The sequence below is a fragment of the Pseudoalteromonas shioyasakiensis genome (assembly GCF_022398475.1).
Taxonomy (GTDB): domain Bacteria; phylum Pseudomonadota; class Gammaproteobacteria; order Enterobacterales; family Alteromonadaceae; genus Pseudoalteromonas.
This window is the reverse complement of record NZ_JAKEVM010000003.1, coordinates 76,528-96,740: the sequence shown is the minus strand read 5'-3', so window position 1 is coordinate 96,740 and position 20,213 is coordinate 76,528. Positions and strand designations below refer to the sequence as shown.

Sequence of the window (20,213 nt, the reverse complement as noted above, 5' to 3'; positions counted from 1 at the left end):
ATTAATATAAATGAAAAAGTTAAGAATAAAAAACGAATTACGCGCTTAGATTGTTACTGAACATTTCAAAATCCGACTCGACAAAGGCATACTTTGCAGCTGGTTTTCTTTTTAGGCTGAATAAAATGGCAAAGACAAATTTAATAACCCGAGAAGGGTATCAGCAATTACAACAAGAACATGACTACTTATGGCATGAAAAGCGCCCTGAAATTACCAAAATTGTTACTTGGGCAGCAAGCTTAGGCGACCGTTCTGAAAACGCCGATTATCAATTTAATAAACGTGTTTTACGACAGATAGATCGCCGTGTACGCTATCTTCGTAAACGCATGCCAGATCTTAAAATTGTTGACTACAACCCACAGCAAGCAGGAAAAGTGTTTTTTGGTGCTTGGGTCGAAATAGAGAATGAACAGGGCGAAACAAAGCGCTTTCGTATTGTTGGCCCCGACGAAATTTACGAGCGCAAAGATTACATTTCGATTGATGCACCTATGGCTCGAGCGCTACTTGGCAAACAGGTTGATGATGATTTTTCGGTGATCACGCCTGAAGGCGCAAAAGAATGGTATATCAACGAGATAACTTATCCTGATGCGAAATAACTTTTGCCAGAAAATTCAGAAAGCGTTAATTAGTGATTGTTTAGTCTAAAAATGTGATCTATAACTAAAGGTACTCAAGATAAATCATTACTTGAGTTTTAGAAGGTAGTAAATATGTCAAACGCAATACAACGCATAATGAGTAATGCCATTGTATTCGCACTATTAATTAGTGTGAGTTTGATATCTTACGCCAGTAATATAGAGAGCCATTCAGACAGTGTTACGCCAACCGCTCACTTTATTGCGTGTGATAGTGCAGACCCTGCCAACTTAGATACCGACCTCGATAAACATACACCTGCGTTCGTTGCTAATGTAGCCCAACCACTGCCAGATGCACGTGTGGTTTCGTATGTTCACCCTTTTAATAAGGTATCTGTTTATAGCGCGCACCAGCGAGGGCCACCTGCTTTTTAATTAACTCAAATTTTCTATTTCAGTTTTATTAAAATGTATGGTGACCAAAATGAATAATTTCAAAGAATTACGTCTTCAAGATATCTCTAATGGCGCATTATCTAATGCAGTGAATGAAGTTGAGCCAACACTAGATCTCACTTCTTCAGCTTTAAAAGTACTTAATAGCTTTACTAAAAAAGACCCTTTACGTGCACATTACGGCACCACTATTGTTGATGCTTTAAAGCAAACAAATAGCTGTTGCTCAGATTTTATTTTAGTGGTTGATAGCGAAGATAAACTACTCGGTATCACCTCTAGTGCTGATCTGCAAAGCTCAAAAATAATGATCCTTGCACAGCGCTTGAACTTACACCGTGACGAAATTACCTTACACGATGTAATGACGCCACTTAGCAGCTTAGCTGGTGTGAGCCTGCAAAGCATCAGCTACGCAAGTATTGGCGATGCACTGCAAACCATGGAACACCAAGGTATGATGTTCTTATTAGTAACCAGTGCTAAACAAGAAATATGTGGTTTGATTTCAGCTCGAGAGATCGCTAAAAAATTACATATTCCTGTTAATATCAACCCAATTGCTAATGGCTTTAGCGAAGTATTACAGCAGGTTGATCACCCGCACTAAGCGTTAAAATCTGCGTTGTGTAAGACTATTTTTGCAGGCCTTAAAAGCAGTGCTTTTAAGGCCTTCTTATTGTGATATTATTCAGGCAATTAATCTTCAGTTTTACTGATTTTCTATTTTTAAAAAGGTTTATGCATGAGCAATATCTCTGCACGCTTAGCAACCGAGCTAAGTGCCCAGCAACCACAGGTTGTTGCTGCAATCAAATTACTTGATGAAGGTGCCACAGTTCCTTTTATCGCCCGTTATCGTAAAGAAGTAACTGGTGGCTTAGATGACACGCAACTACGTTTACTTGAACAGCGCTTATCGTATTTACGTGAATTAGAAGAACGCCGTAGCTTTATCCTTAATACTATTGAAGAGCAAGGCAAGCTAACAGCCGAACTAAGTGCTGATATTAATAACGCTGACAGTAAAACTGAGCTTGAAGATTTATATCTGCCTTTCAAACCTAAACGTCGTACAAAAGGGCAAATTGCCATTGAAGCGGGCATTGAGCCGCTTGCCGATGCGCTATTTAACAACCCAAGTCTCGACCCAGAACAACAAGCAAGTGATTACATTAATGCTGATGCAGGTTTTGCAGATAATAAAGCAGTGCTAGATGGTGCTAAATTTATCTTAATGGAACGCTTTGCTGAAGACGCCAAACTGCTAGCTAAATTCCGTAGTCATATCGCACAACATGGTCAGATTGAAAGTACTGTAATTGCTGGCCAAGAAAATGAAGGCGTAAAGTACCGCGACTACTTTGAGCATCAAGAACCGCTTAAAAAAGTACCATCACACCGTGCACTTGCTATGCTGCGTGCTCGTAATGAAGGCGTATTACAACTTAGTATCAACCCAGAGCCAAGCGCAGAAAACCCGGCACAAGTGTGTGCACAAATGATTGCCGATCATTATCGCTTAGATGTTAGCAATTCTGCTGCAAGCAGTTGGTTAATGGGCGTAGTGCAATGGGCATGGAAAATTAAGTTAAGCCTTCACCTTGAGAATGAATTTTTAGGTGCAATGCGCGAAAAAGCAGAAACCGGCGCAATTGATGTTTTTGCTAAGAACTTAAAAGATTTATTAATGGCCGCTCCTGCAGGTCCACGCACCACGTTAGGTCTGGATCCTGGTTTACGTACTGGTTGTAAAATTGCCGTTGTAGATAGCACTGGCAAGCTGTTAACAACACAAACGATTTTCCCGCACGCACCACAAAATCATTGGGACAAATCGCTTCGTACTCTTGAGCAATTATGCCGCCAGCATAAAGTTGAGCTAATCGCTATTGGTAATGGCACGGCTTCACGTGAATCTGACAAATTAGTAGCTGAACTGATTAAAGCCAACACTGAGCTTAAACTTAATAAAGTGATGGTTAGTGAAGCAGGCGCTTCTGTTTATTCGGCATCTGAGTTTGCCGCTAATGAATTCCCTAACCTTGATGTTTCACTACGTGGTGCTGTGTCTATTGCGCGTCGCTTACAAGATCCACTTGCTGAGCTGGTAAAAATTGAGCCTAAATCAATCGGTGTAGGTCAATATCAGCACGATGTATCGCAAAGCCAACTTGGTCAAACGCTAACATCAGTGGTTGAAGACTGTGTAAACTCAGTAGGTGTAGACCTAAATATGGCGTCGGTGCCACTGCTTACCCGCGTATCTGGCTTAAACAAAACCTTAGCACAAAATATTGTTAGCTACCGTGATGCGAATGGCTCATTCAGCAAACGCTCTGAACTGAAAAAAGTTGAACGTTTAGGGCCTAAAGCCTTTGAACAGGCTGCCGGTTTCTTACGTATCAGCACAGGCTCAGACCCTCTTGATAACTCGTCAGTTCACCCTGAAGCCTACCCTGTTGTTAAGCGTATCTGCGAGAAGAACAACTTAGATGTAAACAGCCTAATTGGTAACTCTGACATCCTAAACAAGCTCGTTGCGAACGACTACATAGACGAAAAATTTGGTTTACCAACGGTTACCGACATTATCAAAGAACTTGATAAACCGGGTCGTGACCCGCGCCCTGAGTTTAAAACAGCTGAATTTAAAGCCGGTGTTGAAACTATTAACGACCTAAAACCAGGTATGATTTTAGAAGGTGTAGTGTCTAACGTTGCTAACTTTGGTGCCTTCGTTGATGTGGGCGTACACCAAGATGGTTTAGTGCATATTTCTGCGATTACTAACAAGTTTATCTCTGATCCACGTGAAGTGGTTAAAGCTGGCGATATTGTAAAAGTAAAAGTAGTTGAAGTAGATGCTGCTCGTAAACGTATTAGCTTTACCATGCGTTTAGATGATGATGTTGATACCAGCAATAAAGCCGCACCAGCTAGCAAACCTAAGCCAGCTGCGAAAGCGAAAAGTGCACCTAAGCAAAAACGCGAATTTGGCAATGTTGCCATGGGTAATGCCTTTGCAGATGCATTTGCCAATGCAAAAGTGAAAAAATAATAGACTGTAGGCATAAGTCGAAAAAGACCGCGTAAGTGTAAACTTACGCGGTTTTTTATTTGTATAGCAACTTAATCAGTCTCGTTGCTATGAAAGGCTCAATAAACTGAGCCTTTATCGCTATTACTTACGACGACGAAGTGCAAGTAATGGCAGTAGTAACACAATGAAGTGACCTAATGAGCCGCTTGAAGAACTCTTAGTTTCCGCTTCAGTTTCTGGTGTTACTTGTGAAGCGAATTCACAGCTACCATCATCTTCATTCGCAGTCGCATCATAGTTAGTCGCAGCAGCATCAGTACAACCAAGCTCTACACCATCAGACTCAACCATAAGCAAGAACTCTTTGCTTACTTTGTCTGCTGGGTTAGCTTTGTCTTGCACTGTGACTGTTACCATTGTTTCACCATGGAAATGTGCATCAGGGATTAAGTTAAACGACATTCCGTCAACTTCAGCCGTAACGTTCTCACCGGTTACCACTAATTCATTTGGCGACTGGTCTGCATCAACAACCATCACGTCAACACCATCGATACGGCCATTTTCTGCTACCGTCATATCAGCGATGTCGCTCATTTTCAGGTTGCTTTGTACGCCGATTGAGTGCATTAACATACCACCTTCTTGGCTACCTAGTTGGTAATCAAGGGTGATATCTTGCACAGAACCTTTCGCATCAGGCATAACCGTAGCAGTAAAGTTAAACTCAACTTCACTTTGCTCTGGGCCAACATAATCAAAACAGATCACTAAGTCATCTTGTAAGATCTTGCCAAGGTCGTCATAACCAACCACATTGCTTAATGCACCGTCTTTAAAGCCGGCAGTTGTAGAGTAAACACTATCACCACCTTCAATAAAGATAGTCCCTTCATCAACACCTGCGCCTAGGTTATCGTAAGCAAAAATAGCTTCGAACATACCTTCATGGTCATCTATACCACTACGTAAAATCACTTCATAGTCAAACGTGTCGCCTGTGTATTTATCAGTCACATTATCGAATTCCATGAATACGAGATCACCTAAGTCAGGACGCTCTTCTTTATACTGAGAAGCAATCGTTAGACCTGTTGGATCCGTTGGATGGCGAAGATTTTCGATTTCAAACGAACCACGCCAGAATGGTGCCAATGCTTCAACTAAGAAACCTGGACCGCGGTGTGCACTCATCATCCACCAAATAGGTGTGAACTGCATTGCACCTGTTGGGTGTAAACGTACTTCGTTATTATTTACTTGGTTGTAAATTTCAAACTTCGCACCTTCTTTATAGAATAACCAATCAATTGGCACATCAAAGTACACATTTGAGCCACCTTCATACCAAGCAGCTTCAGGTTGAATGCGGAAATCACCCCATAAATCGATATATCCCCCTGTCGAGAATTCATCAATCATTGGCGTTTTACACATCTCATTAGTGATGTTGTTAGTTACCACATAATCACGTTGTACGTTACGCGTTGCGTCTTGTGTACCTTGAATAGTTAACGTGTTGCCTTCTACAACTAACGAAGCTGCAACTTCTTCATTGTTTGAAGTTAGCGTTTGTGGCCAAACTTGCATGCCATCAGGAATCGTCAATGACAATGAATAGTCACGCGCCTTAGATTCATAGTTAGCTTTAAGTTTTACATTAACGTTAACTAAGTCCATAGCGCGAGCAGTGTCTTGATCAACATTTAGGGTAAGTGCTTCTGCATCACGCTTTAAGTTAACCGATGTAAAACCAAGGGTGCCTTCAGCCCCCTCTGCATTACCTAATGCAAAGCCGCCATAATAAACATCATTCGGTTGCGCATCTGGTAAATCCCAATTTACAGCAATTTCATAGTTACCATTGCCGCTGTGCTGCTGTGGCGCTGATACACTGAATTCACCGGTATTTTGCTCTTTAACAATGGCGTAATGAGCCACTGTTTGATAACCAACATCACGTGAACCTGCTAGAGCTGCAGTCGCAAACCAGTATTTACCAGGCTTAGGATCAATAATATTACAATAGTTATCTTCAACACTGCTTGAAGAGTAACAAATCATCTCTTCATTTAGCGCTTTGATCAGTGCAGTAGAATCTTCCGCAATCTCTTCATCAGAAACCATGAATGAGCCGCTTTCATTAGCATCATAACCCACTATCAAGTGTGCTTTTTTCATTTGCCAACGAGGTTCAACAAGGTCTGCTAAATCTGTAGTTTGCTCGGTAGATGCAACTTTAACCATTAAGCGTTTTGTACCTTCTGGTACTTCAAACGCTTGGATATCCCACGCTTTTTCAACGCGGTCTTTTGTCACATAAGGTGCAACACCTAAGATATTTGCGGTAATCTCCGTTGGTTTTACTAGACCATAATAAGTCGGCGTAAATTCACTGTAGCTATCGGTATTAACTACGATTGATTCTGATGCACTTGCACGTGCCATATCGATATCAACCATGGTTGGTAGCTCATCAATGACGTTTTTCGCAACTAATGTGAAATGAGCATCAGGTGAGTCGCCATCAGTGTTCTTGAATAACACTTTACCGTTGAACCAAGCATCTTTATTTAAGATATTGTCCCAAGGCGCACCTTCTTCAACAGGATCAAGCTTCGACTCGATGATATTTGGCAACTTCATAGTAACCATCACATCTTGTGTTTCACCTGCTTGAAGTGTGAAATTACTTGGTGTTACGCTAACTTCTACACCAGAGCTTTCTTCTTCACCTTCAACAGCCCAACCATAAGCCGTTGCATCCCAAGTACCATCTTTTGTTGCCTTAACTGTACGCATCCACGTACATTCAAGTTCGCAGTCTTGGTTAACTAACGAAGGTAGGTTAAGCCACTCTACTAAACCACCATTGCGCGGGTTCGCATCATGATAGTTTTCAATAGTCTCATCCATGATAAGACCCGCATTGGCAGCTTGTGCTACGTCAATCGCACCGCCACCAGCCATGAAGTTGTAGTATGGGTCAATTAAAGTAACGCCGTTAGAAATACGTACTTTATTTGCCGTCATCATTAGCGCTGATTGAATTTCTGCTGGCGTCCAATCTGGGTGCATTTGCATCATTAGCGTCATTGCACCCGTAACATGTGGCGTAGCCATTGAGGTACCGCTCATAAAAGTCCAATCAGAAGCACTTGGATAAGCTGTAAATGGTTGGTCATCAGCATTCGCAGCATAAATATCAACACCTGGTGCAGTCACGTCTGGAACAAGGTTATTGATGTAATAACTTGGTCCCATAGAACTAAAGATAGCAAGTTGATTACCTGCTTCTTCATCAAATGAATAGTTATTTTCTGGCTCGCCAATTGTCGCAATAGCTGCGCCATCAGGGTTAGCATTAACCCAATTACGAATTGTATAGCGTGCGTTTGATGGTAAGTGAATACCTGGGATCACATAGTTATCAGCAACAAGGCTCTCTGCAGAACTAATGTTTTGTAGAATAAAGCCGCCCGCTCCACCAGCTGCCACGTTCTTTGCTTTATCAACACGCGCAATGTCACCACGTAAACAGATTACAATTTGGTCTGCTGTAAACGTGCCAGCAGGGAAAGGTGCGTTACAGCTTGCTGCATCGTAACCATCACTTTCATTAGGATCGTCGTATTTTTCAGCAAGAACAACTTCGCCAGTAATACCGCCAGAGAAACTCTTACCTGTATACTCACCAGCATAAGGCGTGCGAGTACCTTGGAAGTTATTTATGGTTTTAACACCTAAATCCATCACGCGGTCATGAGTTGATGCACCAACAGTGGTTACCCACGGTGATGTATGATCCGCTGAAATATAATAAGGACCCGAGTTACCCGCTGCAGCTGCCACTGAAATGCCCGCTTCGCGTGCACTTAAGAAAGCCATTTCCATTGGATCTTCCCATGGAAAGCTTTCGCTACCACCAATTGAGAAGTTGATTGCATCGACACCATCTTCAATCGCATCTTCAAATGCAGATAAAATTGCTGATTCAGGACAGCCTGAGTAAAGATCGCCAGAACGGCCTGCATAACAAACTTGGTACGAAATGATATGCGCACGAGGTGCCACACCACTGGTACTTTCAAACGTAAATGGTAAGTTTTCACCATCACTTACTGTCTCACCTGTTGCAGCTTGAAGCGGTGTGTTTTCGATGTAATTACCCGCCGTAGTGCTTGCTGTGTGAGAGCCATGACCATTATAGTCTTCACCATTTTCAGGGCGGCGATCTGCACGTGCAAATTGATAATCAGCATTCATTGCTGTGATTTCTGGGTATGAGCGAACACCGATTAGCTTGTCATTACATAGCTCAGGTTCTTCCTCACAGTCGCCAACGAAGTTACCTGCGCCTAGTGGATTTTTCTCACTGTACTCTTCGTCGCTAGCAAATGCTGGATGGTCTGTATTGATACCTGTATCAATAATACCTACGACCATACCTTCACCTTTAACACCTACCGATGAAGCCGGTGTTGCACCCTGCCATAATTGATCAGCACCAATAAACTCAGGACCACGGTCTGTGCGTAATTCAAAAATACGGTTAGGAGTAATACGCTTTACGCCTGATTGTGTTGCAAGTAGCTCTGCATCAGCTTGTGTCATTTCGACCACTACCGCGTTATTTGCAAGAGTAAATTGCTTTTTAATCGCAATATTGGCACCTATTGCACGCGCCTTACTTAATACTGCTGTTTGACGTTGCTTTAAAAAACCTTGATACGCGCGTACACTTTGCGACGCTGTATCAATACGCTCTTTAACCATTAAAGAGCGAGATTCAGTAATAGCTGTAGCGCTGAAGCCTTGAATATTACCTTGATAACTTGCTACAGGTTCATCATGCATTTGTACAATGTATGTTTGAATGCCTGTCACCCCATCTTGAGGTTGAAAAACATGTTCTGGCTGCTGACTTTGATAGTGCTGGTTTAAGCGTTGAGCACTTCCTTTGAGTAAGCTTGGATGATCTTCGATTTGTTTTTCTTGTTGATAATTCGCGATATCTTCAGCTGTAAATGTTGGCTGATAAAAGCCTTTATCAGACACTTTGTTAAAGCCCGGCTCTGCCGCAGCATAGCCTGTAGCGCCGACATACAAGGCTGTAAGTACGGCTACTGAACTTTTTTTCAAGTGTGCGATTTTCTTATTGCAAGGTTGCATATGATTCCCACTGATTTAATTCTAAACAGCTCATAAATTGCTTGAGCTGACACACTAAATTATTTAGCAGGCAAACATATACAGAGGGGGATTTACATGGTCAAACCCGCCTGTACACACTTGAGATACAAAATTAACATTAAACAAACACCAGAGCGGTAAAAATAAACGCATTGAAGGATATTTATACAAAATGTAGCGTTTTGTACAAAATACGATTACAGAAACAAAGTGAGTAGTGAAAACAGCTAGAGAAAGGCATCCCTAGCTGCTAAAAAATTAGAAGTTATAACGAACCGAAAGTGCAAGGTCTGAGTAATCATTTGCATCACGATAGCTTGCGCTTATCAGCCAAGCTGGTGTAAAGGCATAGTTTGCCCCCACATGAAATACAGCATTATTTTCGCTCTCTTCGTCGTGCAAACGCTCGTAGCCAACGCCAGCGTTGATCTCAAATGAATCAGTTAATAGATGTCTGATTTGCGCGTTAGCAGACAAAATATCTGCGGTTTCTGAATTTGAGTGATTCTCTGAAAAGCTATTAAAAACTTGATCTTGGTATGATACAACTTCTTTAACATTAAGGTCAGTTTCTATCTTTAACTGGCCAATCTTTGCTGAAAAATCAACTTTAGTGCGATCGGATAGCGAATAAATATAACCTAAACCAATTTCGTATCGGGTCATGTCAACATCATAATCGAAAGTATAAGCTATGACAGTATCACCTAAATAATTATCATTGCTATCGTAAACACCTGAGCCATTGAATTCATTCGTTGCAGTCACATCATCATTTAAAATTGAATAATGACCTGTAACATACCAATTCTCAGCAAACTGCTTACTGAAATTAAAGCCATAACCTTTAGGAGATAGCTCATCGAAGTCATCAATTTCTGTCTTTTTATATCCGGCTTCAACAAAGTCATAGCTTAGAAGTGAGGTGTTTTCTGCCATGACAGCGGTAGAAGCAAGTGATAATGCGCAAGCAAGAAGAGTGTATTTCATTTGTTAAATCATCCTAATTATAAATCGTGGACAATCTACCAAAGCGAGCAAGGACCCGCAATGGAAACAACATTCGTTTTTGTAGTCTAAATGTAAGAAACTGTTAGGGTCATTAATAAATTAAGTGAGTAGTTATGTAGTATTTAAACTTCGTTAGCGACAAGTTTTAACCGCAAAGTGATTAACTGATACTGTTAATTGATATTAGTTAAATAAAGGCAGAGAACTGGTTTTGGTTCGTGGGCGAGGTAGCCGCTTGATAAAAATTAGCAATACGTGCGGCACGCTCGTCTACTTCTACATCACGCTTGGCTGTTTTAGTTTCGCTGGTTTGAGTAGCGCTATCTTCGGCATACTCACTGTTTATTTTGAAGGTCGATTTGCCTGAGTCAGCATCGTCATCAACTGATTGACTGGCAAGCTCAGCTTGCGCTGCCATAAGCTTTTGTGTGGCATCGGCAGCAATTGAGCGATCAGCACTTGAAGGCTCTTGAGGTGCAAGCGCAGCTGCACGCACCGTCTGCATTTTTTCAATTGTAGCTTTTGGGTCACCTTTAATTTCAGCAACATCAATTTGCACCTCGCCGCCCACGGCATAGTTTGTACCATCTGGGCCGCGTTGATACTCATAGCTTGGTGAGCCAGCATATTGCCCTCCTACCGCTGCATGCGCTTGTTCATGAATACGCACTTCGGTATCGCGGGCTTTTAGCTCTTTAATTTGCTCAGTGTCTTGTTGCTCTTGCTCTGCAACCTTTTGCTCTTTTTGCTGCTCTTGTTTAGCTTCTTGCTGTTCTTGCTCTGATTGTTCAGGCTCACCCTGCTCACCACCTTGCTGACGTTCTTCAATCACTTTGTCTTCAGCTAGACGACCTTTAGCATCATACGTACCAGCTTCAGAACCTGGCTGCTTGGTTTTGTCGCCATCATTCAGGGTTTTATTTTCTGCGTTACTCGGCTTGGTAGCAGCAGGAGGCGGGATCACTTCACGTAACTGATTATCACGGCGAGCACTTTCGGTGTGCACATTCGCTGTGTTGATATTAATCGAAGGAAACGGAGTGACGATATTCATAAGTACTAAACTTTAATATCTATTAATGTACCGAGCACTTCATCAGCAGTCTGAATCGTGTTGATATTGGCTTTTGCATTAAACTCTTCAACTTTTAAATTAACAAGCGACTCATCGATTGGGGCAGGTTGTGAAACTGGCGGAGTTACAGCTTCATTTGGAGTTGCCGCTTGTAATTGGCGTTGTTGAGCTAATTGGGCATCATCTTGCTGATCAATTGAGGCACGGCTAATCTCAGCGCTCGCCTTTTCGATACCTTGGCTTGCACGGTTATAACCTTCTACCGCATTATTAAAAACAGAACTGATTGGCATAACACCCTCCAACAGTGAGATCTACCCGTTAAGTATCGCTCATAAAACGAGCAAAATAAAGCTAAATCCCGCTATTTTTCTGGCCTCTCAGCGAGTTTTGCTTAACACATTGATTTCAGTGCTGATATAAATGACGCTTTATGTGAAATAAAAGGCGCGTGTGAGGCCTTATCTAAAACTTCATATTCAAACTGAGGGTGTAAGGCATGCATTTTTTCAATCGCGCGATAAGGTACTAATGAATCTAAGCGACCGAAAATACCACGCACAGGTACGCTAAGGTTAGCGAATAGTTCCCGTAAATCATCCTGCTGTAAAATGTCTAAGCCCGCACTTAAAGCTTGCTCTTGAGGCGCAGGGTATTGGTTTAAAAGTGCTTTAAGTTGCTTAATGTCATCTCGAGCTGATTCACTGCCCATTGCTTGTATCGCCAAAAACCGTTCTATCGTTTTTTCTCTGTGACTAACTAGCTGATCTTTAAATGCGTTCAATACGTCAGGTTTAATACCCGGCCATTCGTCGGTTTGCGCAAAAAAAGGCGTTGAGGCAACCAATACAACCTTAGCGACTTTGTCAGGCCAATGTGCTGCAATATACATGGCAAAAAGTCCGCCCAACGACCAGCCAACAAGAATAGACTGATCATTTAGCTGTGTACTTAGTTGCTCAGCTGCAGCGTGCAAAGTGTAAGGTGTAGGGATTGACTGCGCGTTACCAAAGCCAGGTAAGTCGAGGCAACGGACTTCACCATCATGAAAAAACTCAAGCTCAGGTTTGATCACTTGCCAAACCCCTTGGTTCATTCCCCAGCCATGTAATAGCACCATCTCATTTTGCATATTTTGTATTTCCCAACCACACTTAGCGCTCATAATAGCGTTTAAAGGAATGAATGCAATGTCTCACTTACCTCATGTCTTAAAACTAGGGCTAGACGCACTATTCCCCAACTTTTGCATTAGCTGCCAAAATCACATACAGGCTGATCAAGCTTTGTGTCAGTATTGTTTAGATGACCTTAATTTATTTGACCTTACACGCCATCCAAATTTGTTACACCGACCAGATATATGTGATGCATTTCCTGATAGTAATTTTGATCATTTAATTGCCTGTGCTTGGTATCAAGCACCTTTTAAGCTTTGGCTCAAGCAATTGAAATTTAATGACCAGCAATATTTTCGTGTGGCACTACAACAAGTAGTAGAGAAACAGCTGCAATTAGCTCGTCAAGTTAATACAAATTGGCCCGATCTTTTTATTGTGCTGCCTCTGCATAATCAGCGCTTTTTGGCACGCGGCTTTAATCAGGTAAGCCAAACTTGGCTGCCTGTTTTGAAAAACCAACAATGTACTGTTAGCACGGCTCTTTACAAGCAAAAAGCAACCAAAGCGCAATCACAGTTAAGTAAAGCGAAAAGAGTTAAAAATCTACAAAATGCGTTTTTTTGTCACCAAGATTTAACAGGAAAAACCGTGGCAATTATTGATGATGTGATGACCTCTGGCGCAACCATAAATGCTGCGACAGAAGCCATAAAAAATGCAGGGGCAAAGCAGGTATGGGCTATGCTCACTTGCCTAACAGGGTTAGGCAACCTGCATTATGATTAAGTGTGATTATTTATCACCAGAGGCATGAAAGGCATTACCAAAAAATAAGGCATTGCTTAGTAATCGACTCGTGCCGTACCAGTAACCACGGAATACTGGGTTATCTGTCATGCCTATCACACTGCCTTTGCCATATGAATGCGCAATGAGCCCTGCCGCGCCCGCTACTTGCTCTACATTTACGTCATCAGTAAAGCCAGCTAAAAGCGGCTTATCTGTGTAAGTAAGCACATTAACAAAAGGTGAGCCTGATTTCTCAAGTAGCCAAGTGCTATTCTTAAATACTGGTAATGTATTACGGTTCAGCGAATACGTAAGTGGATGAGATAAATCCACAGAGGTATTAAAAATTGCACCGGCAATACGCTGACGACCAGCTAAGTCATCTTTATCAGCATAAGTAAGTCCTGTTGTATCAAAGGCACTGGCTACATCGCGACGAGATAAGTAGTTTGCTTTTAGTAGCTGCTGATCAGCTAAGAACTTAGCACCACCTTTGTGACCCCAAATAACACCGCCTTTACGAACCCACGACTTAATAGCCACTTTAGTCGCATCATCAAGGCGATTGAAATTTCCGTGCGCTAAAATAATATGGCTGTAGTTCTCAAGGTCGATGTTACCTAAGCGCTCCATTTCGATAATGCTTGGCGCGGTGCCAACAAAACGATCTAAGTAATACCACACTTCACCAAGCTCATACTGGCTAGTTCCTTGACCACCCACGAGTAATACTTTAGGTGCTTTCACAACCGCCATTGCACGAGAACCTAAATCAGCACCTTTAACCGTTAAGCCCGAACTAATTGGCGTAATTTCAATGCCAAACTCATTCTGTGCTTGGTTTAAATAACTAACCCAGTTGCTATCAGTTTGCAGACCAGCAGGAACAAGAATACTACCTGGTTCAAAAGCTATTTCACCTGATGACGTTTTTGCTGTAAGTGGGCTTAATGCCACGCGTGCTTTCACACCTTGTTCAAGCAAGCTATTAAGCATTTTTGGCGCTAGGTAATCATCCCATTTAAATGCATAGGCATAGCTTTGCGGTAATGCTGCAAAGCTTGACTTAACACTTTGCTGCCAAGGCATTTTTGCCACATTTAAGCCCCAGTTGCTGCTTACCTTTGCAAATTCTAAATTAAAGGCATGAGCAAGTGTCCAGCCAGATACATCATAAAACGTATTATCAACAAAACGCTGTTGCTCACTGAAAATCGCTTTAATTAAACGAAATTGTGGCTGTGCTAATGGTACATAATAGCTCTGCTCAGAAAAGCTTTGACCGTTTACTTTTAACGGCTCTTCTAACATGTACGCATTGACTTGATGTTGTCTAAGTAAATCAAGGAAGTATTGCATGCGACTTTGATCAGCGCCGCCTTTAACTACATACCCTTTAAAGTCTTCATCACCAGCAAGATCAACTGCTTTGTTGTAAAATTTTGCTTGATAATCAAGTAAGTCTGTACGGTTATCAATCGCCGCTTGGAACGTCGATAAGCTAGTTAATAACTGATTTTTAATCGTAAACGGGAAGCTTAACGGGCCGTTAATAGTTTCTTGTAAGTGACCACGCGAGCTCGCTTGTTCAAATAAGATGCCTACACCGCCATTTACGTCTGGGTAAGTTGAGCCTTTCCCATAGTAAAAGTCATCAAAGCTTTCTTCAGTGAAGTAAAGTGCATTGTGCTCATCAAGTGTCTTTGCATGATAGTTTGCAATGGCTTTAGTCAGCGTGACATTTTCTTCTGGCGTGATTGGGTGCTTACGAGTTGGGATCCCTGGTTGGAAAAAGTAAGTGCTGTTTGGGCCCATCTCATGGAAGTCAGTTAGGATATTCGGCTTCCATTGGTGAAACTGTGCAATACGTGCACGTGATTCAGGGTGTTGCAGTAACAACCAGTCACGGTTTAAATCAAACAAGTAATGGTTAGTACGGCTACTTGGCCAACTTTCGATATGCTCGCGAGTTTGTGGATCTGATGATAACTTCATGCCACGGTTGCTGTTTGCCCAATTTGCAAAACGCGCTAAGCCATCAGGGTTTAATGATGGGTCGAGTAAAATAACCGTGTTGTTAAGTAATGCATCGATTTCTGGACCCTGCGCAGCTGCAAGGTAATACGCAACAAGTAACGATGCATTGCTGCCTGATGATTCATTACCGTGAACACTGTAACCCATCCAAACAACCGCTGGCTGCTTGCTTGAGTCACTTGCCCCACCATTTAGGCGAGCTAAATGCGCCTTGCGGATTTGCTCAACTTGGCCAAGTTTGTCGGACGCTGTAATTGTTAGCATCACCAGTGGACGCTGCTCATGAGTGCGACCGATTACTTTAAAACTCATTCGGTCACTTTTTTCAGCAAGAATTTGCATATATTGCACAAGTTGATCGTGACGCACATGCCACTCACCCACTTCGTAACCTAACACCTGTTCAGGAGTTGGAATACTTGGGTCGAATTTCACATCTTGTTCAAAGTAATAAGAAAGAGGTTTTGCTAATGCGCTAACGCTCACTAGCATGGTTAATATTGTTATTATGAAACGCATAGATAGCACCCGTAATTATTTGATGTTTTAACGCTACCATTCGATAAAATAGATGCAACTTTTTACGCTCAACACTGGCGACAACACGATGAGCGGAGTATGATACACAGTATCCGAGTAATTTAGTCAAGTATAGTCCGTTTTATGATCTCTATTTCTGAATCTGCACAATCTCATTTTGCTAAACTTTTAGCAGACCAAGCTGAACAAACAAACATTCGTGTGTTTGTAGTAAACCCAGGTACTTCGCAGGCTGAGTGTGGTGTTTCTTACTGCCCAGAAGACGCCGTTGAAGCGACTGATATTCGTCTACCATTCAATGGTTTTGATGCCGTTGTTGATGCAGAAAGCGCCCCTTTCTTAGAAGAAGCTGAAATCGATTTTGTAACTGACAAAATGGGTACTCAGTTAACGCTTAAAGCGCCAAATGCGAAAGCACGTAAACTTAGCGACGATGCATCACTGCAAGAACGTGTTCAACACATGCTTGAAACCGAAGTGAATCCACAGCTCGCTAACCACGGCGGCCAAGTTAGCCTAGTAGAAATTACTGCTGACGGTATCGCGGTACTACAATTTGGCGGTGGCTGTAACGGTTGTTCAATGATTGACGTCACACTAAAAGAAGGCATCGAGAAAGAAATGATCGCCAAGTTTGACGAAATCAACGGTGTAAGAGACATTACTGATCACCAATCTGGTGAGCACTCTTACTACTAACCGGTATATTAAGCATGCTTAAAAAATGGGTATTTCGCTTAGGCAGCGACCCCAAGTTAAGCTTAAAACGCTTTCTTCGCGGCCTAGCACTGTTTGTGCTAGCCGTGATTTTTATTGCCATAGGTTACTATGGACCCGCACTGTTTCAATTAATTGGCCTAGCCATACTAGCAGTGGCTTTATTCTTTGCTGGTTGGGGCTACTTAGGTATTTTTGCCAACCGTTTTGCGCAAGTTTTAGAGCGCTCGTCTCCCAAAAATCACGACCCTGATTTGTGGAAGTAATTTAATCTAATAATTGCTGATTATTGATAATTTTACGGTAGCGAAACCACAACGTTAACCCCCGCATTAGCATAAAGCTGGTCATCGCAAACCATAAACCATGATTTTGCCAGCTACTCACTACCCAAAACAGTCCAAAAAAGCCCACTAGAGCACTAAATAGCATAGTATTACGCATGTCTTTAGCACGGGTTAAACCGACAAATACGCCATCAAATAAAAAGCAGCCCATCGCCGCGATAGGCAATATAATCACCCAAGGAAGATAAACCGTTGCAAGGCTGATAACTTCGGGCACATCGGTAAGTAAGCGAATAATTGCCTCGCCAAATAATAAAAATATAAGGCTATAAAACACCGCAAATAACCCACCCCAAAACAAGCTCAAATTAACCCATAACTTAATCTGCTTAGCGCTGTGCTCACCTTTCGCTTTACCGACCTTTGCCTCACTCGCATAAGCAATACCATCAAGCGCAAAGCTCACCAACATTAAAAAGTTTAGTAACACGGCATTAGCCGCTAAGGTTGTTTCTCCGATACGTGCGCCATAAAAAGTCATAAAGCTAAAACATAGCTGGAGTGCTAATGAGCGAATAAAAATATCGCGATTTAAGCTTACTAAATCAAGTAACTTAGCAACACTTAACCAGGCTTTCACGGCAAGGTTAACACCTTGCTTTTTAGCGAGCTGTACAACTAACATCAGTGCAAAAGCAAGGGCGATATAATCAGCGATTAAAGATGCCCACGCAGCTCCAGCCACACCCCAATCAAGAAACACCACAAAATAAATATCAAGCACAATATTGGTTATATTGGTGATAAGTAATAAATAGAATGGCCCGCGGCCATAATGAACACCTAGCATCCAACCAAGTAAAACCAAGTTACACAAAGCAGCGGGTGCACTAAAAATACGAATCGAAAAATAGCTATTTGCTTGTTCTAAAACAGCTTCATTAGCATTTGATAAATATGCCATTAAGGATTGAATAGGTATACTCAGCGCTATTAATAACAGCGCAACTGCTGTTGCTAGTAACAAGCTGCGCTTTAATAGCTCAGCAAGTAAGGTGTGATCGCTTTTACCATAGGCCTGTGCAACTAATCCTGTGGTGCTCATGCGCAAAAAGCCTGCTAGCCAAAATAATAACGAGATAACTGCTGAGCCAAGCGCTATACCAGCTAAATAGTGAGCGCTTCCTAAGTGGCCGATTACAGCTGTATCAACTAAACCTAACATTGGCACGGTAATATTTGATAAAATCATCGGACCGGCTAATAACAGTAAACTTTTATGGTGTGCCTTATGACGTTTAAGAAAATGTTTCATTTAGTAATTGCAGTCCTGTTAGGTTTATCTTTGCGTGCCCATGGCGCAGTCATTCTACAGTATCACCACGTCAGTGAAAGCCTTCCTGCGGTAACCAGTGTCAGTAGCGAAACATTCACTGAGCATATGCAATATTTAAAAGATAATAACTTCAACGTTATTCCACTAGATGAACTCATCACCTCGTTACAAACAGGCCAACCGCTAACAGATAAAACTGTCGCGATTACCTTCGACGATGGCTACAAAAATAACTATGAAGAAGCAGCGCCTATCTTAGAGAAGTTTGGCTATCCGTATACTATTTTCGTAAATCCCAAACTAATTGATGAAGGCAAAAGCTATGTAATGACATGGCAGCAGTTAAAGGAGCTATCTAATAAAGGCGCCTTAATCAGTAACCACACACAAGTTCATAATTACTTGCATCGCAAACAGCCTGGCGAGAGTGAAGAAGCATGGCTTGCACGTACTAAAAAAGATATTTTATCTGCCCAGCAACGCATTAAAGAAGAAATTGGCCACGATTTTAAATACCTTGCTTACCCTTATGGTGAATTTAATAATTCATTGCAACAATTAGTAAAATCGCTAGGCTTTGTTGGTATAGGTCAACATTCGGGTGCTGTAGGTATCCATTCTGACTTTACCCGATTACCACGCTTTCCGGCATCGGGCTTTTATTCAAAGCTTGATACGCTTGCCACTAAACTCGACTCTCAAGCATTCGCAATCAAACAGCTCAGCTATTCAGATAGCGTTACAAACGAAAACCCACCAAGTATAAGCATTCAATTTGATATGCAGGACTTTCATAAAAGTCAGTTTGCTTGTTATGTCTCTGGGATTGGCCAAGCAGACTTAACTTGGCTTAGTAAAGATACGGTGAAGATCACCTCACCTGAAAAACTGAAAAAAGGCCGCTCTCGCTTTAACTGCACAGCCCCTTCTATCGCGAAAAAAGGCAGTTACTACTGGTTCTCTCAACCTTGGGTTATTGTACCTTAGCAGCTTGTTTTAGCATTTGCGCTGCAACCTTATCAAGGCGAACCACTTCATTAGCCGCATTAAGCTCTACTGCGGCTTTAGGCATGCCCCATACCACTGACGACAATTCATCCTGTGCTATGGTGTAAGCCCCAGCTTGATTTAATGCAAGCATGCCTTTTGCGCCATCGCTGCCCATACCGGTCAATAACGCAGCTACCGTCGCTTTAGGGCAAGCCACGACTAAGGAGTTAAATAGCACATCAACCGCTGGACGATGGCGATTAACCAGCTCACTTGAATCAAGCTGACAAAACAAGCCGCCTGCTTTTTTTACTACACTCAAATGCTGATCGCCCGGTGCAATATACGCCCAGCCTGATTGTAGCTTATCGCCATGCTCAGCTTCTTTAACGTTGATTTTACACGTTCTATCCATGCGCATTGCAAACGAGGTACTAAATACTGGAGGGATATGCTGTGTAATAACAATCGGTGGGCAGCTTTCTGGCATACGCACGAGCACTTCTTTAATTGCTTCTGTGCCGCCTGTTGAAGCGCCAATTGCAAGCACGCTGTTTGCCTTAAATTGCAATGCTGTTAAAGAGCTGTCGTCTTCAACTTTTGTTTCTTTAAAAGCTCGCACTCTAGCGCCAGCTGCAGTACGCACTTTTTGATGTAATAAATGGGCATAACGCTGCAGATTTTCAGTGACATTGATTGTTGGCTTAGCAATAAAGTCAACAGCACCAATTTCGAGGGCTTCCAGTGTGATTGGTGAGCCTTTTTGAGTCAGTGTAGAAATCATCACAACTGGCATAGGACGAAGGCGCATCAAGTTTTTTAAAAAACTTAACCCATCCATTTTCGGCATTTCGATATCAAGCGTTAAGACATCGGGATTAAGGCGCTTAATTAAATCTCGGGCTTGATAAGGGTCTTCTGCCGCGCCAACGACCTGAATGTCTTGCGCTTGCTCGAGCACTTCCTTGAGTAAACCACGGATCAAAGCAGAATCATCAACTATGAGTACTTTGATCATTTGCTCT

Annotated in this window: 16 protein-coding genes; 8 read left to right on the top strand and 8 right to left on the bottom strand. The window is 42.2% G+C overall.

The features are described 5' to 3' along the window. Window positions 1-125: 125 nt before the first annotated feature. From greB to L1D51_RS01745, 4 genes are all read left to right on the top strand, one after another. Window positions 126-608 carry a transcription elongation factor GreB gene (gene greB / locus L1D51_RS01760; protein ID WP_217875248.1) on the top strand — a complete coding sequence of 161 codons (483 nt, stop codon included), beginning with the start codon at window positions 126-128 and terminating at the stop codon, window positions 606-608. A gap of 114 nt (window positions 609-722) precedes the next feature. After that, entirely contained in the window at window positions 723-1,028 is a 306-nt protein-coding gene (locus tag L1D51_RS01755; RefSeq protein WP_239962351.1) for a hypothetical protein, read from the top strand. Window positions 1,029-1,077: 49 nt separating this feature from the next. Continuing rightward, on the top strand, window positions 1,078-1,659 hold the full coding sequence (locus L1D51_RS01750) for a CBS domain-containing protein (protein WP_058586152.1): 582 nt from the start codon (window positions 1,078-1,080) through the stop codon (window positions 1,657-1,659). 135 nt (window positions 1,660-1,794) lie between these two features. After that, window positions 1,795-4,110 (top strand): Tex family protein, encoded by a 2,316-nt coding sequence (locus L1D51_RS01745; RefSeq protein WP_239962349.1) that lies wholly within the window; start codon window positions 1,795-1,797, stop codon window positions 4,108-4,110. Between the two features lie 123 nt (window positions 4,111-4,233). Here L1D51_RS01745 and L1D51_RS01740 read toward each other — a convergent pair whose 3' ends face one another. The 5 genes from L1D51_RS01740 to bioH form a co-directional block, all read right to left on the bottom strand. Continuing rightward, complete coding sequence (locus L1D51_RS01740; protein WP_239962347.1) at window positions 4,234-9,234, bottom strand: S8 family serine peptidase; 5,001 nt, start codon at window positions 9,232-9,234, stop codon at window positions 4,234-4,236. Window positions 9,235-9,543: 309 nt separating this feature from the next. Continuing rightward, window positions 9,544-10,275: an outer membrane beta-barrel protein gene (locus tag L1D51_RS01735; protein WP_055020523.1), complete on the bottom strand. Its 732-nt coding sequence runs from the start codon at window positions 10,273-10,275 to the stop codon at window positions 9,544-9,546. A 208-nt stretch (window positions 10,276-10,483) separates the two neighbouring features. Then, the gene (locus L1D51_RS01730) at window positions 10,484-11,350 is read right to left on the bottom strand and encodes a putative metalloprotease CJM1_0395 family protein (RefSeq protein ID WP_054562859.1); all 867 of its coding nucleotides are present in this window, start codon (window positions 11,348-11,350) and stop codon (window positions 10,484-10,486) included. A 5-nt stretch (window positions 11,351-11,355) separates the two neighbouring features. Then, entirely contained in the window at window positions 11,356-11,664 is a 309-nt protein-coding gene (locus tag L1D51_RS01725; protein WP_054554434.1) for a hypothetical protein, read from the bottom strand. Between the two features lie 101 nt (window positions 11,665-11,765). Beyond that, window positions 11,766-12,503 (bottom strand): pimeloyl-ACP methyl ester esterase BioH, encoded by a 738-nt coding sequence (bioH, locus tag L1D51_RS01720; RefSeq protein WP_054563034.1) that lies wholly within the window; start codon window positions 12,501-12,503, stop codon window positions 11,766-11,768. A gap of 58 nt (window positions 12,504-12,561) precedes the next feature. On the opposite strand from bioH, the gene L1D51_RS01715 reads away from it, so the two are divergent. Next, window positions 12,562-13,278: a ComF family protein gene (locus L1D51_RS01715; RefSeq protein ID WP_239962345.1), complete on the top strand. Its 717-nt coding sequence runs from the start codon at window positions 12,562-12,564 to the stop codon at window positions 13,276-13,278. Between the two features lie 6 nt (window positions 13,279-13,284). Here the strand turns inward: L1D51_RS01715 and L1D51_RS01710 are convergent, their stop codons facing one another. Continuing rightward, window positions 13,285-15,837, bottom strand: a complete 2,553-nt coding sequence (locus L1D51_RS01710; RefSeq protein WP_239962343.1) for a M14 metallopeptidase family protein — start codon at window positions 15,835-15,837, stop codon at window positions 13,285-13,287. 144 nt (window positions 15,838-15,981) lie between these two features. Here L1D51_RS01710 and nfuA point away from each other — a divergent pair, with 144 nt between their 5' ends. Both nfuA and L1D51_RS01700 read left to right on the top strand, forming a co-directional pair. Next, window positions 15,982-16,557 carry a Fe-S biogenesis protein NfuA gene (gene nfuA, locus L1D51_RS01705; protein WP_054554437.1) on the top strand — a complete coding sequence of 192 codons (576 nt, stop codon included), beginning with the start codon at window positions 15,982-15,984 and terminating at the stop codon, window positions 16,555-16,557. A 14-nt stretch (window positions 16,558-16,571) separates the two neighbouring features. Beyond that, on the top strand, window positions 16,572-16,841 hold the full coding sequence (locus L1D51_RS01700; protein ID WP_054562862.1) for a hypothetical protein: 270 nt from the start codon (window positions 16,572-16,574) through the stop codon (window positions 16,839-16,841). Between the two features lies 1 nt (window position 16,842). On the opposite strand, the gene dinF is transcribed toward L1D51_RS01700, so the two are convergent. After that, window positions 16,843-18,177, bottom strand: a complete 1,335-nt coding sequence (gene dinF / locus L1D51_RS01695; RefSeq protein ID WP_239962341.1) for an MATE family efflux transporter DinF — start codon at window positions 18,175-18,177, stop codon at window positions 16,843-16,845. Between dinF and L1D51_RS01690 the strand changes: the two genes are divergently transcribed. Beyond that, window positions 18,154-19,185: a polysaccharide deacetylase family protein gene (locus L1D51_RS01690; protein ID WP_239962339.1), complete on the top strand. Its 1,032-nt coding sequence runs from the start codon at window positions 18,154-18,156 to the stop codon at window positions 19,183-19,185. The genes dinF and L1D51_RS01690 overlap by 24 nt on opposite strands. Here the strand turns inward: L1D51_RS01690 and L1D51_RS01685 are convergent. Beyond that, window positions 19,172-20,206 (bottom strand): protein-glutamate methylesterase/protein-glutamine glutaminase, encoded by a 1,035-nt coding sequence (locus L1D51_RS01685; protein ID WP_055020528.1) that lies wholly within the window; start codon window positions 20,204-20,206, stop codon window positions 19,172-19,174. The genes L1D51_RS01690 and L1D51_RS01685 overlap by 14 nt on opposite strands. Window positions 20,207-20,213 lie beyond the last annotated feature (7 nt).